Consider the following 17,315-nt stretch of genomic DNA (forward strand, 5'->3'; position numbering starts at 1 on the left):
ACAGTTTGGAAAGCTGACTGTTCCACTTTTTGTATTTAACAAATATCATTTAAATCGAATCTTGAATATGAAAACTACTAAATCCCTTATTTTCATCTTATTTTTCTTTGCCCTGCAAACTTTTTACTCGCAGGAGGGCGAGATTGTATACAAATCCATTTTTTTTGATATGCCCAATGTGAAGAAGGATAAGGACTTTAAAATGAAGGTCTCACGGGAGATTAATGATATGGAATACCTGCTCAGGTACAATAAAGAGACTTCCTTTTTTGAAGGATTACCTCATATTCCACACGATAAGTTCATGGCAAAAATTGCAACCGGGGTCGCCCACTCAATTTTTAAGTGGTATCAAAATCCTAAAACAAATGAAGCGCTCCACAATAAGAAAATATTAGACTCCCTTTACATTGTCTCATATGATGACCGCATGAAGGGATGGGAATTGCACAACGAAACCAAAAAAATTGACGGATATACGTGTTACAAAGCGACAATGGACTACGTTCAATATTACACGGAAATTAAATTTACCATAGAGGCGTGGTACACACCTGAAATACCTGTACCCTATGGGCCAGCTGGCTATGGGGGACTTCCAGGACTGATATTGCAGCTTCAACGTAGCCATGTGATATTCGTAGCCAAAGAAATACGCCTCAACCCGAAGGGCGGGATAAAGCCTATAAAGGATTTGAAGCCGGGAAGACTTATCAGTGAAGATGAAAAGAGAACTCTCCAAATAAGGGCCAGAAAAGTCACTGAAGATTAAAACTTTGAAGATTGTTCCCGAAGAATATCCTGTTCCCGACCATCACCTTGTTTTTAGTCTTATTTGGCGAACAGCAATGCTATGCGCAAGAAAAACTGATTTTCTCCGGCGCAGTTTTGGATGCAGAGGAAAAAGGTCTTGAAGGTGCTAATATTATTCTATATCCCAACGATAAATTAAAGGCACTGTCTTTTACGACCACCGACGAAAATGGGAGGTTTTCTGCTCAAGTCCTTTCCAATACTCAATATGACTTGAATATTACTTTTATAGGCTTTGAGCCTATAAAAGAATCTATCAACTTTACCAATAGTAATACATTTAAAGAATTTACGCTTAAAGAATCTGCTGAAGAGCTTGAAGAGGTGATATTAAATTATACGCCGCCCATAGAGGTCAAAAAGGATACGACGACCTTTCTGACGGATGCCTTTGTAAATGGCAAGGAGAGGAAGTTGGGGGCCGTATTAAAAAAACTTCCAGGTATTTCCGTGAACAGGGATGGGGACGTTTTTTTCAAGGATAAGAAAGTCGATGGCGTAATGGTAGAAAACAAGACCTTCTTTACGGGACAACCAAAAATGGCGACCCAAAACATTCCCGCAGATGTTGTGGAGGAGGTACAAATGATCGAGAACCATAACGATACCCCTTTCCTTAAAGAGTTTGAAAGCTCAGATAACTTGGTCATGAACATCGTGCTGAAGGAGGGGGAAAAAAGATTTTTCTTTGGAGACATTGAGGCTGCTGTCGGCCATGAGGAAAGATATCGATTTCACCCCAGCGTATTTAAATATTCTCCAACTACCGTACATAATTTTATAGGGGACATTAACAACACCCAATCGAAATCTTTTACGCTATCGGACTATTTGAACATTGAGGGAGAAAAAAGTCCAGAAGCTATTTTGAGCATTTTAAACTCTCCCACTGCCAAATTCCTTCAGAACGAAGATTATTTCAGGAACAAGCATTTGTTCGGCGGCTATAACTTTCAATTCAATCCCGATGACAAAAGTGAGTTGAGAATATTTAGCTTGGGAATGCTTGATAAATCATTCAGGCAGGATTCCAACAATTTTATCTATCAACCATCCTTGGCAGTCGAGAATAAGACCAATGAGCGTAACGACAGGAACGCTATTTTTTTTGGGAAAGTGAAATATAAATATACCCCTGATCTTTATACCGTTGTAAAAGCGGATATTTCATATAACAGGTCGCAATTGAATGTAGATGGGACAAACTTTTCTGAAATTATCGATGAGCTACGGGAGTTTGGTACGTTAAATGAACTCAGGAATGATAAGGTGCTTTTTAATCTATCCGCTGATAAATGGTTTTCCGGAAATAATGTCTCAACAGCAAGTTTCAGCGTTGAAAATAATAACGAAGCCTTGCTGGATTCATGGCGTAGCGATACAAATATTTTCTCTCCACAGATTGTTTTGGAGGGCACAGACCGTTTTGAAGTTAAGGACATCGGTAACGCAAAAACTACAAATTTCGATTTCGATTTAAAGCATCACTATAGGCCCAAAAGGACAAGAATGTTAACCTTTGGCCTTAACGGGAAGATTTATCGAAATAATATTGAAAATAGCGCCTTCCAGGTAATTGGCGAAAATGAATCGGTAAGTTTGGATGGTTTCCGAAATGATTTTAGCAACCTTTTGACGGAATTGAACAATTCGTTGTCACACAAATTGTACGTTGGAGGTAATTTTATATTTGATGTTGGTTTGGTTCTGCAGAATATTTCTTGGACCGATAAGCAGTTTTCATCTGTAAGCAATTTTAGCGACTCTAGATTCCTGCCGATAGGAAAGATTGAATGGAACTTTGATGAAAAAAAGAGTATAAAATTGTCCTACAATATGTCTACCACGAACCCCGACGCTCAATCCCGTTTGAGCGGAAGAGTCATTGATGATTTCAACAGGGTTGTGCTTGGAAATTCTATTTTGGAACAACCCGTAAATGAAAGGGCACTTTTTTCCCTTTCACTATTCAAGACCTATGGCATAAGTTTTTATGCAAAATTGGGGTATAGAAAGCATAAAGATCCTATTGTCCAGAGCATTTCATCCGATGGTATCAACGTTAACGTCTCGCCCTTTCAATTGAATGGAGATTTCGTATCATACGATGCAACCATTCGCACGAGATATAACCGTAGGTATTGGAAGTTATCCCTGGAAAACAGTTTTTTTCAAAGGAACGGTATATCTATATTTAATGGATTACAACAATTTAATAATTCCCTTAATATCAATAACAATCTGGAATTCACTACGAATTTTGAGGAGGCCCCGAATATCGAATTTGAAACCAGAAACTCCTTCTTGGAATATAAAAACCCTTCTTTCACCAATATTACTTGGTCTACGGATATCGATTTCTCAATTGTATATGATTATAAAGATTGGAAGTTTGACTTTTCCATTTACCAAAACTTTTACAATAATAGAAGCCAGCGGAACCAATCTTATTTTAATCTAATAGAGTCAAGGATTTTTTACAGAAAGGAAGATTCACCATTTGAAATTGGTATCGAACTTTACAACTTGGGCAACAGTGCAAGACAAATTTCCAATCGATATACATCTGTTTTCTTTGTGGAAAACAGTAAGCGTTTGTTTCCAAGAACGATTATGCTAAATGTTAATTATAAGCTTTAAAAAAACCACGCCTTTGGTCGTGGTTTCTTGAGTGTCGTGGAGCCGGAGACGCCCGAGCGTTAAAAAAGGTCAGGTAGACCTTTTTAGCGAAGGGGCGAGAAGGCGCGCTGGCCTTCGAATCCCGTAGGCGGAACAAAAAAAGCCACCCAGAAGGTGGCTTTATTTTGTGGAGCCGGAGACGCCCGAGCGTTAAAAAAGGTCAGGTAGACCTTTTTGGCGAAGGGGCGAGAAGGCGCGCTGGCCTTCGAATCCCGTAGGCGGAACAAAAAAAGCCACCCAGAAGGTGGCTTTATTTTGTGGAGCCGGAGACGCCCGAGCGTTAAAAAAGGTCTGGTAGACCTTTTTAGCGAAGGGGCGAGAAGGCACGCTGGCCTTCGAATCCCGTAGGCGGAACAAAAAAAGCCACCCAGAAGGTGGCTTTATTTTGTGGAGCCGGAGGCTATTCTTTCTTATAGTTTGAGATATTCAATTTTAATGTGTATGTTTCTAAAAAACAGTTGATTAGGTCTGTTTTTTATGTCTGTTTATAACTTTTTTTAGTATACAGATATAACATTTTTGTCAACGATTTTGTCAACGCATTAATTAATTGAATTTTTTTAAAATTATGAAATATTCTTTTTACCTCAGAAAACCCAAGTCCAAAACCGAAACCTTGATTATGTTTTCCTGCTACTTTAATCAGGAAAAAAAGAAGTTTGTGTACTCTACGCAAAAGGCCATTTTACCCATGCATTGGGATTTTGATAACAAGTGGCCATTTAAGACCGGAAAAAATGTTTCTAGAAGAATGAGCGAGGTATCGAGACGTTTGAGAAAGTTTGAAAATGAGTTTGAAAGTATTATTTCTCAATGGGAAAGAAGTGAAGAGGCCTTTGATAGTATCTTGCTGAAGGAACATTTTGATAAGATTTTTCAAAGAGTAGATACGGCTAGCTCTTTTTTTGAAGTATACGATAAGTTTACAGAAGAGAAAACAAAGCTGAAAGAGTGGAAAAAGTCTACCGTCAAACGCTATGCGAACATTAAAAATCTACTTCAAGAATTTGAGCAAGTTTATAAATACAAGCTTACATTCAGTAAAATAAATAAAACCTTTTTCACGGACTTCACGGACTTTTGTTACGAGTATAAAAATCATTATACGAACACTTTCAGTAGAAATGTGGGTCTTTTTAAGACTTTCATGCTATGGTCCTACAGAAATAATTATTCTTATAATAACACTTTCAATACTTTCAAGAAACCGCAAAGGGTATTGACAAGAGAGGAAGTTTTAAGTCTTGATCAAATCATTGAAATATATAAAACACCATTGGGTAGTCTTCATCTGGAAAAAGTTAAAGATGCCTTTGTGTTTCAATGTCTGACAGGTATGAGATATGGAGAGCTAAAACTGATAAACAAGAGGGTTATTACAGCATCAAATTGTATTATGTTGAAAGAAGAGAAGAATACTGCCAAGGCCACTCGTCTTATTCCTATGTCGCAAATTGCGATTGACATATTACAAAAGTATGATTACCGACTCCCTTTAATTTCTAATCAAAAGCAAAATGATGCTATAAAGGAGGTTATCCAAAAGATGGGACTTAATCACGATGTAGAATATTCAAGAACTAAAGGTGTAGTTCAAGAAAGGTTTGTAAAACCATTCTATGAACGGATTTCTACTCATACAGCCAGAAGAAGCTTCATTACTATTATGAGAAATAAGGGTATTGCAGACAAAACTATTATGAGTATTAGCGGCCATACAGATATAAAGTCATTTAATCAATATCACCAAGTAGATAATACAGCCAGAATTACTGCAATTAATTCAGTTTTTAATATTTAATTATATGCCTTTACATACAATTTAGTGTTTTTGTTATTAATTATATTTAATTGCATATAATGAAGGAGCTATCCGATTTTGTAAAACAACGTAGAAAGGAGGTAAACCTAACGCAAGAAGAGTTTGCCGATAGGGCGGGCGTGGCTTTAACTGTGGTTAGGAAAATAGAGCAAGGCAAGACAAACTTGAATCTAGAAAAGGTTAACCATGTATTAAAAATGTTTGGGCATAAACTTGTTCCTGTTTCATTAAAAAAGCTAGAATAACTTGATTTTAATCAAAGTTTTAATATTAAGCGAGCAATGGAAAAAGTAATTAAAAAAATAGAAGAGGTCGAAGTGAGATTAACTGCCAAATTAAGAACCATTCAATTGGTAGTAGGTGTTATTATAGGCATAGCTTTAGTTTATCTATTAATTCTTTTAAAATAGTTTAGGAACTAGTTTTAGTGCTTTAAAAAATTAACTCGTTCACTATTTAGGGTTTTGTATATCTAGTCAAACAAATGGGTCTAACATTTAAAAAACCTATTGTTTCGTAGTGTTGCTAATCTGACGAATTTAGAACCAGATCTTCCTGAATCATACTTTTAACATCCATTGTAGGAAGCAGGTATTGGTTAAAAATAGTCCCCTCTGTTTTAGCATGTAAAACACCACGCGCCGATCCAAACATTAGTACAGCAAAGTGAGTTGCTAAATCTTTTGTAATCAGAAAAGAATTATCGGATTGTTTAACTTTTTTTATAAAATCATTTTTATTTATTTCAAAGAAGCCTTGTAACTCTAGTATTAAAAAAGGTTGATCTTTCTTTTTTTCAAATGAGAATTTTGTAGAGCAAGTTATAGTATGGTCATTTACATCTATACCAAAGGCAAGATTGGTAATCAAATCAACTTCCCCCGTTTTTTTATAAGCTGCTTCAATTTGAGCAAATGAAACAGTCTTTAATCCAACAAAAGCAAAACCAAGTTTGTTATAAGTCATATGCTTAAATTTGGTCCGCAGTGAAAGCGAGATTTTCTACATTTTCTAAAGTCGTTTCTAAAATTGAATTTTTTGTTGAACCAATATTTCTATTGTAAATAGGTTCAACCTGTTTTCTAGCAGCTTTGTGAACCAAAGTCATTGTATGTTCAATTGGTTTGGATTGAATTGGTTTTTTGTTAATAAAAGTAGGAGATGAAAGAGTAACACCCAATGCAGCTTCAATTTTATCTAAGGTCTCAAAGGTTAAATTAGCTTTAGCACGTAATATTTTATTTACTTGCTGTGGACTAACTTCCATTCGCTGTGCTAATTCTTTTTGAGAAATTTTGTTTTCATCTAAAAAATCCAAAAGATCTAATGCAAATTTCTGAGCTCTACTAATTTGCCTTCGATTGGCCCTGTCTTTTTTAGCACGATCTTTCCACTGAGTAGCGGTTTTCACTGCAATTTTATTAATATTTATTTTTTTTGGTGTCATGTTTAGAAATCTGTGGTATCTGTAATGTTGTTGTCTTTAAGCCAAGTTATCAAGTAACTCATTTTATCAAGCTCTAATTGTAGAGCCGTACTGTCTTGCATTTTACCAACTAATTTAATAGCTGCGCCAGTAATTATCAGGCAATTGTTTCCTAAAAGCACCCCATATATTCTAAGTAAGGAATCATGGTCATAGGTGTACATTTTGCGTCTGCCTGGGTCTTCATAATTTTCTTTTTCTGATAATCCTTTAAAATTATCGAATAAGGTATCAAAACAATTTTCACTTTGAGCTTCTTCCTGGACTTCATCTAATTTATCAAATAAATCAGCAGTCTCCTCTAAAACATCATAAGCTAAATGTGATAGAGCTACATTCTTGTAATCTCCCTTTTTCCAACCTGAAGCTGTTGATTTAATAAAGTTGCGAACGAAGAGAGGGTCTTGAAATTCTTCTTGAATTTTATCAAGTTCTGTTTCATAGGTTTCTGGTGTATTATAGAAAGGACATCGTACAAAGCGAGCTAGGTATATACCCTTAATTTGCTCATCAAATGTAGTAAATATTTCCATAAAATCAACCTGTAGGTTTATTTTTGATGTAAAATTAACATTATTAGTGGTCTACACCCTAAATGTTTGTTGCGAGTTATCAACATATTGAAGATTTCAAAAACAGGGAAAAATTCAGTGTTGATGCATTTATTTCAATTTCTTTATGCCTGCTTGTATTGCACCTTCAAACTATGATAAGGCTCATATTATGTTTTGCCAATTCTTCACATTTTAAAGGTTTACCGAAATCATTTTCAATACTAATTTTTTGACTTAATAGTTTTTAAAGTATTGTTGGTTCTTTTCTTGAAGATGAATTTTAATTTGTCGCAAGTATATTTTAGTTAGAATTATAGAATCGTACAAGTTATTAATGTGTTTTAAATTGATTGTAAAGACTTAATTTTAATTCTACAGCTAAGTATACTTCGAATAAATAGAGTTCCACAGGACTCTTTATTTTTAGCATAGATACTTGACATTCCTCCTTTAGCAACTTCTTGAATGGACTTGAATATTTGTCAAAATCCATTTCTCTTCTAGTTCCTTTATGCTTAATACCTAATAGCTCATGATGGTATTGTTTACCCATCAAATAGCTTAATGATGAGGAAAAATGATTTTTGCCTTTTATATGTTGATGAATTCGTTTAACAACACCACGTGATATTCCAGTATAGAAGGGTTCATTTTCATGCCAAAATAAATATATTCCTTGAAAATCTTCCTCATTAAATACTTTGGGAAATTTGCTTTTTAAAAGTTTTATGGAATTTTTTTTTCCTATTCCCGATTTACCAAAAACCGGATATATATCGATAATATTTGATTTTTTGGTGATTGTTCTGAGCATTTTAGGAAACCGGTTTATGATTTCATCAAAATTTCTAACATCTTCAGGAATGAAACTAGATGACCAATGTTTTTTAAGTTTGATAAATGGTTTTTGATGAGACATATTTGATGTAATTATTTAAAACCTTGAGGAAAATTTTTGGTTAAAAAACCTAAAGGATTTATACCTTCTCCTTTCTCTTTAGCTAAAGCTTTGAGGGTTAAATCGTCTGTTGGCCAAATGCATTGAGAATTTGATAATTGAAAAAGTCTAGAGGCTTTAATTTGATTTGAAAATTTTTGCATTTTACTTTCTTCATTGTTGTACGCAAAAGTGATTGAACTTGCAATTATATCAGCTAATTGAACTCCAAATTCTTCTTTAGAATCAACCAATTCTATAGATAATATTTGATGAGGAAAAGTCATTTTTCTACTGTCAAATCCGATTTCAACGGTATTATCCAATTTGGCGGTAAGCTCAATCATTTCATTTATATAATTCGAATAGTGTGCTACTTGCTTGGATTGATCAAATCTTATATCGATTTTATTTTCTAATTTTTTAGACCACTTATCGCACAAAACTAAAAAAGTTGAAAACGTTACATCTATCGAATAATGATCTAAAGGATCCAAAATTGATGTTATGTAATCTTTACTTTCAAGGACTGGTTCTAGTATTTCTGTTTCGCTATTTTGATCATATAATTCTTTTGTTAGTGTGTAGAAATTTTCGATTGAATTTTGGTCTTTCTTTCTTATCATCTCTACAAAGGATTCTAGGAACAATTTAAAAATCTGTTTGTTCCATTTGAAATTACCGAAATAAAATATCCAATTTGAATAAATTATATGGTTACCCTTTTTGTAAATATCAAAGCCTTTATTATGGAATACAGTCTCTATTAATAAGTTTACTATTTGTGCACAAGTAGCAAACTCCTTATTGACATAATATGGAATAATATATTTTTCATCAATCCAAGAGCTATTCAAAAATGATATAATTTTTTTTCTACCAGGTCCACTGTTCTTTAATTGCTTAAAATGGATTTCTTCTTCTTTCGTCCCAAAAAATGCTCTTATTGCCTCTTGTTCTAGAACATTATAATTGACTGATGCTAAGGAGAAAACGCGCTGATCTTTGTTAAGAAGATCTTGGCCAGTATTTCCTGATTCATCAAAGTAAATTTTATTCATAAGTATAGAGTAATTAAATTTAATAATTAGAATCAAATTCGATAGAAAAATATTTTCTAAATTTCAATAGAATGGGGCGTTAATGTAATAATGTAGCTTAGAATCCGTACTTATCTTTCCTCAATATAAAAGCTTTTTCTCCTCCTTCCATTACAGAAGTAATTTCGGATTTAATAATTGTATTGTCTATAGCTCCTTCTGCTTTGATAATTCCTCTGGTTTGTGAACTAGAATCTTTATAATCACAACATATGACTAATTCGGCATCACCATTAACTACTAAATTAGCATTGTGACTAGTGAAAATAAGTTGTCGTTTCTTTTTCGCTTCCCAAATACTATTTATTATTTTGTCAATTGCTCTATTGTCAATGTCATCCTCAGGTTGATCAATAATTAGAGGTATTCCTGGTTGATTCAAAAGTACGGTCAACAAGGCCGTTGCTTGCTGACCTGCTGAAGCATCTCTAAATGGAATCTCATCTCCCAATTCATTGCTTGTTATGTAGTAAAATTCTGGATCAAAATCTAGCTCGGCAACCGAAAGAAATAACCAATCATCTGTTGTAAGCTTATGCAGTATTTTAAATTTATGGTCATTAGTAAAACCTGTTCGGTTGAGAATAGGTGTTGGTGGCAATTCTTCTGGGTTTTCTTCATCATATCTAAACTCCGCTAATAGCCTAAGTTCATCAACTGCATTTATAAACTGTAAAATGGGGTCATTGTGATTTTTAATGTATTCTATAAGTGCATCGATCCGATCTTCTCGGATTCTAGTGCCTTCTAATATTGTTCGAAATTTCTCCTTAAATAATCCCAAGTTTATATTTTTTGTAACTTCTGCTTTTATCAAACCTTCTGATAATTCACTGAATTTGGTTGCTTGAGTATTTAAAATCTTTGCTTTTTCAATGTGTAAATTTTTCCATTGAATTTTGTATTTAGCAAAATCAATTTCAGGGTTGGCAAGCCCTTTTAAAACTGATTTTCTTTCCGCAACAGTAGTTTTAATTTCAGCTAACCTATCCTCGAGTTGTTTTATAGTATTAAGTTGGTCTTGACTAGAAAGTGATTTACTCTTTGCTGATTCGTATCGAGCATTGAAGTCTCTTTGTTTTTCTTCCCACTTTTGGATAGCAGCATTATAAGCTTTCATGTTAGGTTCATCAAAAATGCTTTTTAGATATTTGGCTGCTTTATTTATTTTCTCAAACTTGTTTGTTACAATAGATTCTAATTCTCTAATTAAATCTTTATTAACTACATTCTCTAATAGCGAATCAATAGGTTCGGGATATAGCAAAAGCATACTTAGTAAATCATCAGTCTTTTCTTCAAAAGTTGCTAATTCCGTTTGCGTATTATCAATAATAGTTTTTTCAATTTCATATTTTGATTTTCTATCAATTATTAAATGGTCTTCAGAGGAAATACCTTTTAGAGACTCTCTTATTTCTGCAAGTTGGCCGCCTATTGAAGTCCCTTCAATATTAAAATTTGAGATTTCGCTTTGGGCGTGTTTTTTTCTTATCAGACGATTGTAAGATTCACGCAACTTAACATTAGTATTACTTAAATTATATGAAACTCCATCAAGTTTACCTTTGATAGGTTGTTCTATAAATCGTTTGAGTTCTTCTGTTTTAATCCCGACATCACTTAACTGTTTTTGGCTATAAGACTGAATGGGTAACACCTTTCTTATGTCATCTTCAGTTACTTTTTGAAAATCATCATTGCCAATTTTTAGTAGGATTTCTCTGCTTGAGGTATTTCTTTTAACTACATGTTTAATGTTGTTTTTAAGCATGGTTATTCTAACTTCTCCATTTACAGCACTCAGTGTTTTGTTTATGAGATTATCCCGCCTTTTTTGAATGATGTTTAACTCTTCGGAATTACCAATTCTTACGGTCTGGTCACACAATCCCCAACGCGTATATTCAAGTATTGTGGATTTACCCGTTCCTCGTCCTCCAATAAGTGCGTTATATTGTTCATTAAAATTAATGCTAAAACTTCCTAAGAATTTCGAATTTGTAACATCTATAGATTCAATAAATACTTGAGGAATTTCTGGTAAAGATTGGGATATTCTTGATTCCTTTGCAAGGCATGCTTGCCTAATAGCTTCTGCGGTTGGCTCTGCCCATTTCACCCAAGTAGAAAATTTTCCGAAGTGACGACCATCTTCAAATCTGTTATCTGAAGTAGAAAATAGACCCAAGCTTTTATTCCCGTAATTAACATCTCCACCGTTCAATTTATTTAAATAACCGGAATCACTTGAAATTTCCTTGTCTACATAACCACCTACACATGGCATACTCTTGTAATGGTCTTTATAACCATTCCTCATTACGGAATGTTGCCCACTCTTATTAACATTGGGGAGTATGATATATCTCCCTTTGCAATATTGTAGGTTGTCAAGTGTTAGGTGAAGATTACTGAAACTTCGAATTAATTCGACTGGAATTTGATCTGTGGCTATCGTCTCTCTATGCAAGGGGGGGGTTGGGGATATACCTATGAAACTCAAGACTGCATCCAAATGAATATCGCTAAAGTCTGAATCCAAGATTAAAATTGCTTGACTAGGGGGGCTGGAAATAGTTAATTCAATACCAGGGAAAACTGTAATCATCTTTTCTGTTTCACCCAAAAGCTTGAAAGTTTCATTTTGTTCGAGAGAAACTTTTCGTAAATGTTTTACAAAAGTGACATCGTGATGATCTGTCATTGCAATAGCATTGAGACCCGCATTTCTAATTTTGTCAAGATATTCTTTACAAAATTGCTCTCTTTTTTTAATTATGTCTTCTTTCTCATCTTCTGTGAGGTGTTCAATTTCCTCAGATTTCACACCAAACCTAGCCCCAGTCCAAGCGATATCTCTAGGGCTATGAACTTGAAAATCACATTTATAAAATTTAGCTCCTTTGTCCATATGTTATTGATTATCAACTATTTTAATCTCCTCCTCAGTCAACCCATACAACTCATAAACTATTGCATCAATCTCTTTCTCAGTTTGGTTTATTTGGGTTTGCAATTCCTGAGCTTTCTTTTTGTTTTCCTCAAAGAGCTCCATCCATTCAAACTCATCTTTATTGGTTAATGGTGAAATTACCTCATAGGGTGTGGTCTCTATATCTCCTTCTCCTAAATCTATTTCAGCATCCTTTTGTCTTTGCTTATTGGTTGCTTTTATGGCTTTGTTGAGCTCTTTAATGAAGTTGTTGAAATCTAAATCTTGCCAGTTTTCGAGTTTGCGCGAAAGTTTTGTTAAATTAAATTTGGAAGAAAAGAATTTTGAGAATTTAGAATTTAAATCATTCTGAACTTGGGTATGTATGATTATTTTATTTACGCTGATCTCTAAAACATCACCTAAGTTCTCAGGAATTGGCACTTGGCCGAAATATTTCCATATTAATTGAACTCCATTTTGTATTTGAGTACAATATTTTCTTATCAACCACCAACCCATCTTGGAATTTAAAATACCTAGTAGGGCTTTATTTTCCGTTGGAATAATCCACATAGAATCGTTACAATACAAACCAGATTCATCAAAAATAAAGCATGGTTTTACTTGAAATTTTTGATACATTACTTTCGGTTTTAAGAATAGGTTGTAATAGTCACAAGCTCTTAATTCCCACCAATAATCCCCTTGGTCTGTGCGTTTTTTGGCTTTTTCTTTAAAAGGTAATAGCCATTCGGCTATTCCCGGTAAATTAGAATGAATCCATGACCACCCTTCATCTTCACTACAATCACCTAATTTTTCTTTTGTAAATCCTTTTTCAAATAGAATAAGATAAGAGTTGATTTCAGGAGCTACATTTGCTTTTAATCCACGACCTTGAAGAAAAGGGAAAACATGATCGTTGGAGTTTATGTCTTTTGATGTAATTTTATTCTTAGTTTCTTCTGAAATTAAAAATGCTTCAGATAAACCAGTTAAAACTCCTCGGTAAGATTTTAATTCATTGATTGAACTAAAAGAAACTTCAAGTCTTTTAAGAAGTTCACTTTCATTTTTGGAGGAAATCACCCATGTATCACTGCTTAATTCGGTTTGATTAAATCGTTCTTCTACTAGTAATACATTAGAAGTGAAATCTGAAGCTTCGGCACTTTGCAAAACTGATATAGCAATTTCTTCCGATGGTTTTTCATTACGGGCAGTAAAAATACAAGAGTAAGTAGTTGCTCCCTCAAAAATTTGAAAATCACCAAAATCAATAAGTTGTATTAAATTTTTTGTTAAGAATAATCCCCTTAAGCCTTTGCCGTAATTGGCTTGAAGCCATTTGTTGGGCATTATATATGAAATAAGGCCATCATCCTTTATTAATTGAAATCCTTTCTCTACAAAAACACAGTAAAGGTCTCCTCGCTTATTAAAAGTTTGATACCCTTGTTTATCCAAATAAAGTGATGTTTCTTTTAGCCTCTCCATATTTACATATGGTGGGTTCCCGATAATAATGTCAAAACCACCTTTTTCAAACACTTTAGAAAAAGCGGTTTCCCAATTAAAAGCTTTATCTCCAGCAACACTTTTACTATCTATTAGACTATTGCCACATTTTATATTACTGCTTAAATCATTCAGCTTACGTCTTGGTTGAGCGGTACGTAACCAAAGGGAGAGTTTGGCAATCTCCACAGATTCTTCATTAAGGTCCACACCATAGATATTATTCTCTAATATGGTATTCTCAATATCCGGAAATTGGAATCCACCACCCAGAACCTTAGTTTTAAGTTCATCTATATATTGGTGTTCTTTTATAAGAAAATCTAATGCTTGGTTAAGGAATGCTCCTGAACCACAAGCAGGGTCACAAATGGTTATTTGTAGTAACCAATCACGGTAGGTATCTAGGATGGTTACAAGTTTTTCAATGGTGGTTTTATTTCGGTTTTTACGTCCTTTAAAGTATTCTTCTTCAGCAAAACCTAATTCAGTTTTCTTTTCATTACATAATTTACCTACCGTATTTTCTACAATATATTTGGTTATGTATTTTGGGGTATAGAAAACACCATCTTTTTTACGTTTACTAGTTTGTTTATCAAAATCGCCACCCTCAATTTCGGTATTGATGCTCTCTATTTCGTTTAGTGAGTTTTCAAAGATGTGACCTAGAATATTGACATCTACTTGGCTGTCAAAATCATAGTTAGATAGTTTTAGCGCATACTTATGCAACATTTCACTATCTATTTCTACAGCATCTAAAATAGCATCAGGCTTAAAGAGACCGCCATTGTATGCGTAGATTTCAGAACGTTTCTCTGTTCCCTTTCGCCCTAGGTCTAAATAATTAAAATACTGTTTAAAAAGGTCGTATAAAGGGCGTTCATCGCCAAAATCCCAATCGTCTTTCCATTTGTTCAATATTTGCAGCGTGGAGTTAGAGGGTAATAGCATTCTATCTTCGGCAAAAAAGATAAAAAGAAATCTATCAATCAGTTTTTGAGATTTCTTGAACAAGGTCAATTTTACGTTTTTCTCAAGCCTTAAAATATCTTCTTGGTTTTCAGGAAGGGTCGCCCCACTTAACTTGGCCTTAACTGTCCTTGCATTTCTTTTAACTAAGTCACGGTAAAGCTCTCTTTTAAATAGTGAGTAATCCTTGTAAAAATCTTTTGTAATCTGTTCTTCTTTTACAATGGAAGCTTCCTTAATTTTTAAGGGGACGTTATTAAGTACTTTATCTATGTGTAGGCATAAATAGAGTAGTTGAAATCGTTCTTGGGAGAGTGCAAATAAATTAAACTCTTCAAATTCCGTAGCATCATTAATGTAGAACCGTAATTTTTCAAAGTTGGACGTTATAACATAAACACATCCTTTTTGATTTGCCTTATAGTCAAATGCTTGTTTACGTATACTCTCTAGGTCTTTTGTTTTTGTGCCTTTCAACTCAATAACCCCAATTGCCAACCCATCTTTAAGAATAGCACCATCTGCCTTACGAGCGTTTTTCTGATTTTTGAACTCTGTGGTAAGGTTAGGGTTAGGATTTGGAAACAAAGTATACCCTAAAATATTTACAAAAAGCTCATTTAAGAAAGTTGCTTGGTACTGCTCTTCTTTAGCGCTTTTTATATTCTCTTGAATCGTGGTGTTCCAAAAATATTTTTGATACTTTTTATATGCTTTTTCAACTTCCGAAGAGTCAAGTAGTGCAAGGTGTGATTTAAGAACTGAAGACTGAAATAAGGCCATGAATTATAAAATTGTGCTTGGTTTCCGAAAGTAACGGAAGAATGAGAATAAAAAGAAACTTTTTTCTCACAAGTTATACATTTATATAATTCTATAATTACAGAAATCCGTAGTCGTAATAGAGTTTGTATATTATAGGTAATCATCTGAAGGTAAATTGATATACATCATTTAAATTTAAAAAATGAATATTGAATTAAAAGGGGAAGGCAAGGAGTATATAGGGAAAAATTAATATTATCGGGAGCTTATAGAAATATTGATGAAATAATACAAGATGCGCTTCAACTTCATACGCTTCAAAAAGAAGGTTTAAAAAAGGGGCTATTGGAAAAAATCAATAGTGGATGGAATGGCCCAAATAGTAAGAAATCAATTAACGATATTATCTCCGTAAAGAGAAATTTAGAAGGTATTTGATGTACAAAAGTCAATAGTTATTATAAACATTCAATATAGGTTAGAATCAAAACCCAAATCTTACCAAAACTAATACTATGAAGTGCGAGGGAAGCTTATCGCATGGAAGCAAACAAAGATTCGAGATAAGGAATAAAATGACTTAACGAGAATTTTGTGCGGCTGAGAAAGATAAGATTTTTCTAACCATATTTTTTTGAAGGTTGTTAGCTTCCCTTTTTTCTAAAATATGTAATTCGGAAAATGTAACTTAGTGGAAAGTTTTAATATAAGGATGAATGAGAAGCAATTAATAATACCCGGCTTAGTCAGCTGTAAATTGGAATACTTTAAGGACCGCAAGAACAGATTAAAATCATTTTTGATGAAATTAGGGCTATAGCTCAAGACTATAAAGAATTTTATAAACATTTTGAAATTGATTATTACAAACACGACATTGGCCCTATAATGGGAAGTGGATTAAATAAGCCAGTTTTTAGTTTACATCTCAAATCGAAGTTAAACCGCTCGAATATATTAAGCTAAATGAAATGACTATGAAAGCAGCTCAATTATTTATCACTAGCAGGGTGTTTAACGAGCGATTTCCTTTTAGAAAATACAAAAATATAGAGGATTTACTTATTTCTTGTAACACAACTATTAAGTTTAAAAATGGATTAATGAAATGGTTCTCTCAAAGTGATAGCAAAAGAATTAACAAAATGGTCGTAGACCGCATTATTAATCTAAAGTCTAAATAAATGTTGTACAGTTACTTTATATTTGGATTAGTTCTGATTTTTGTATACATCTTCTTTTGGAAGCCATCTGGATTGTCACAACAAGATGAAGCAAATAATAAGAGCGAGGCCGAAAGAAAAAAGAACATAGAAAGCAATATAGAAATTATGAAAGAGATGGAAGAGGACTTTGTTTGTTTTTTTTGCGCTAGTAACGATTTTAAAGACAAGGAAGAGTTCCATGCTCATATCGAAAAATGTCGGAATTAAACTTTGATAATAAAACAGATAAACTGTGTAGATATGGGTTTTCAGTTAGGGGATAGAGTAAAATACAAAGCGGGAGTTCAACCACATCTTGCATCAAACATTTATATTGTAGTAAGACGAGAGTGGGTTAATATTGCTGGACAAAATACAATTGAAGTTCTAAATGAAGCAACTGAAGAAAAGACATTTAAAAATCCTGAGGAATTTGAACTCGTTTAAAGTCCAAGTAAAGGATTAATTCTATGAGTTGTTTTGAAGTAATTAGAAAATAAATTTAGTCAACTTTCTTTTCGAA

The 17,315-nt window shown here is 33.6% G+C and carries 12 protein-coding genes; 5 read left to right on the forward strand and 7 right to left on the reverse strand.

The window, feature by feature from the left end:
• Positions 1–67: 67 nt before the first annotated feature.
• The 4 genes from B4Q04_RS10920 to B4Q04_RS10935 all read left to right on the forward strand — a co-directional run bounded on the left by B4Q04_RS10920 (position 68) and on the right by B4Q04_RS10935 (position 5,559).
• Positions 68–772 (forward strand): GLPGLI family protein, encoded by a 705-nt coding sequence (locus B4Q04_RS10920; protein ID WP_088696839.1) that lies wholly within the window; start codon positions 68–70, stop codon positions 770–772.
• An 11-nt stretch (positions 773–783) separates the two neighbouring features.
• Positions 784–3,453, forward strand: a complete 2,670-nt coding sequence (locus tag B4Q04_RS10925) for a carboxypeptidase-like regulatory domain-containing protein (RefSeq protein ID WP_088696840.1) — start codon at positions 784–786, stop codon at positions 3,451–3,453.
• Positions 3,454–4,060: 607 nt separating this feature from the next.
• Positions 4,061–5,293 (forward strand): tyrosine-type recombinase/integrase, encoded by a 1,233-nt coding sequence (locus B4Q04_RS10930; RefSeq protein WP_088696841.1) that lies wholly within the window; start codon positions 4,061–4,063, stop codon positions 5,291–5,293.
• Between the two features lie 59 nt (positions 5,294–5,352).
• Positions 5,353–5,559 carry a type II toxin-antitoxin system Y4mF family antitoxin gene (locus tag B4Q04_RS10935; RefSeq protein WP_088696842.1) on the forward strand — a complete coding sequence of 69 codons (207 nt, stop codon included), beginning with the start codon at positions 5,353–5,355 and terminating at the stop codon, positions 5,557–5,559.
• Between the two features lie 280 nt (positions 5,560–5,839).
• Here B4Q04_RS10935 and B4Q04_RS10940 read toward each other — a convergent pair whose 3' ends face one another.
• The 7 genes from B4Q04_RS10940 to B4Q04_RS10970 all read right to left on the reverse strand — a co-directional run bounded on the left by B4Q04_RS10940 (position 5,840) and on the right by B4Q04_RS10970 (position 15,605).
• Positions 5,840–6,280, reverse strand: coding sequence for a hypothetical protein (locus B4Q04_RS10940; RefSeq protein ID WP_088696843.1), 441 nt, complete (start codon positions 6,278–6,280; stop codon positions 5,840–5,842).
• A gap of 4 nt (positions 6,281–6,284) precedes the next feature.
• Complete coding sequence (locus tag B4Q04_RS10945; protein ID WP_088696844.1) at positions 6,285–6,761, reverse strand: transcriptional regulator; 477 nt, start codon at positions 6,759–6,761, stop codon at positions 6,285–6,287.
• Positions 6,762–6,763: 2 nt separating this feature from the next.
• Positions 6,764–7,333 carry a hypothetical protein gene (locus B4Q04_RS10950; protein WP_088696845.1) on the reverse strand — a complete coding sequence of 190 codons (570 nt, stop codon included), beginning with the start codon at positions 7,331–7,333 and terminating at the stop codon, positions 6,764–6,766.
• A gap of 352 nt (positions 7,334–7,685) precedes the next feature.
• A complete protein-coding gene (locus B4Q04_RS10955) occupies positions 7,686–8,273 on the reverse strand; it encodes a GIY-YIG nuclease family protein (RefSeq protein WP_088696846.1) in 588 nt (195 codons plus the stop codon).
• 11 nt (positions 8,274–8,284) lie between these two features.
• Positions 8,285–9,352 carry a DUF3800 domain-containing protein gene (locus tag B4Q04_RS10960; RefSeq protein ID WP_088696847.1) on the reverse strand — a complete coding sequence of 356 codons (1,068 nt, stop codon included), beginning with the start codon at positions 9,350–9,352 and terminating at the stop codon, positions 8,285–8,287.
• Positions 9,353–9,449: 97 nt separating this feature from the next.
• Positions 9,450–12,305, reverse strand: a complete 2,856-nt coding sequence (locus tag B4Q04_RS10965; protein ID WP_088696848.1) for a TrlF family AAA-like ATPase — start codon at positions 12,303–12,305, stop codon at positions 9,450–9,452.
• Between the two features lie 3 nt (positions 12,306–12,308).
• Positions 12,309–15,605 carry an Eco57I restriction-modification methylase domain-containing protein gene (locus tag B4Q04_RS10970; RefSeq protein ID WP_088696849.1) on the reverse strand — a complete coding sequence of 1,099 codons (3,297 nt, stop codon included), beginning with the start codon at positions 15,603–15,605 and terminating at the stop codon, positions 12,309–12,311.
• Between the two features lie 1,448 nt (positions 15,606–17,053).
• Between B4Q04_RS10970 and B4Q04_RS10985 the strand changes: the two genes are divergently transcribed.
• The gene (locus B4Q04_RS10985) at positions 17,054–17,239 is read left to right on the forward strand and encodes a hypothetical protein (protein ID WP_088696852.1); all 186 of its coding nucleotides are present in this window, start codon (positions 17,054–17,056) and stop codon (positions 17,237–17,239) included.
• Positions 17,240–17,315: the final 76 nt, after the last annotated feature.

The organism is Zobellia sp. OII3, from assembly GCF_002211465.1.
GTDB classification, from domain to species: Bacteria; Bacteroidota; Bacteroidia; order Flavobacteriales; family Flavobacteriaceae; genus Zobellia; species Zobellia galactanivorans.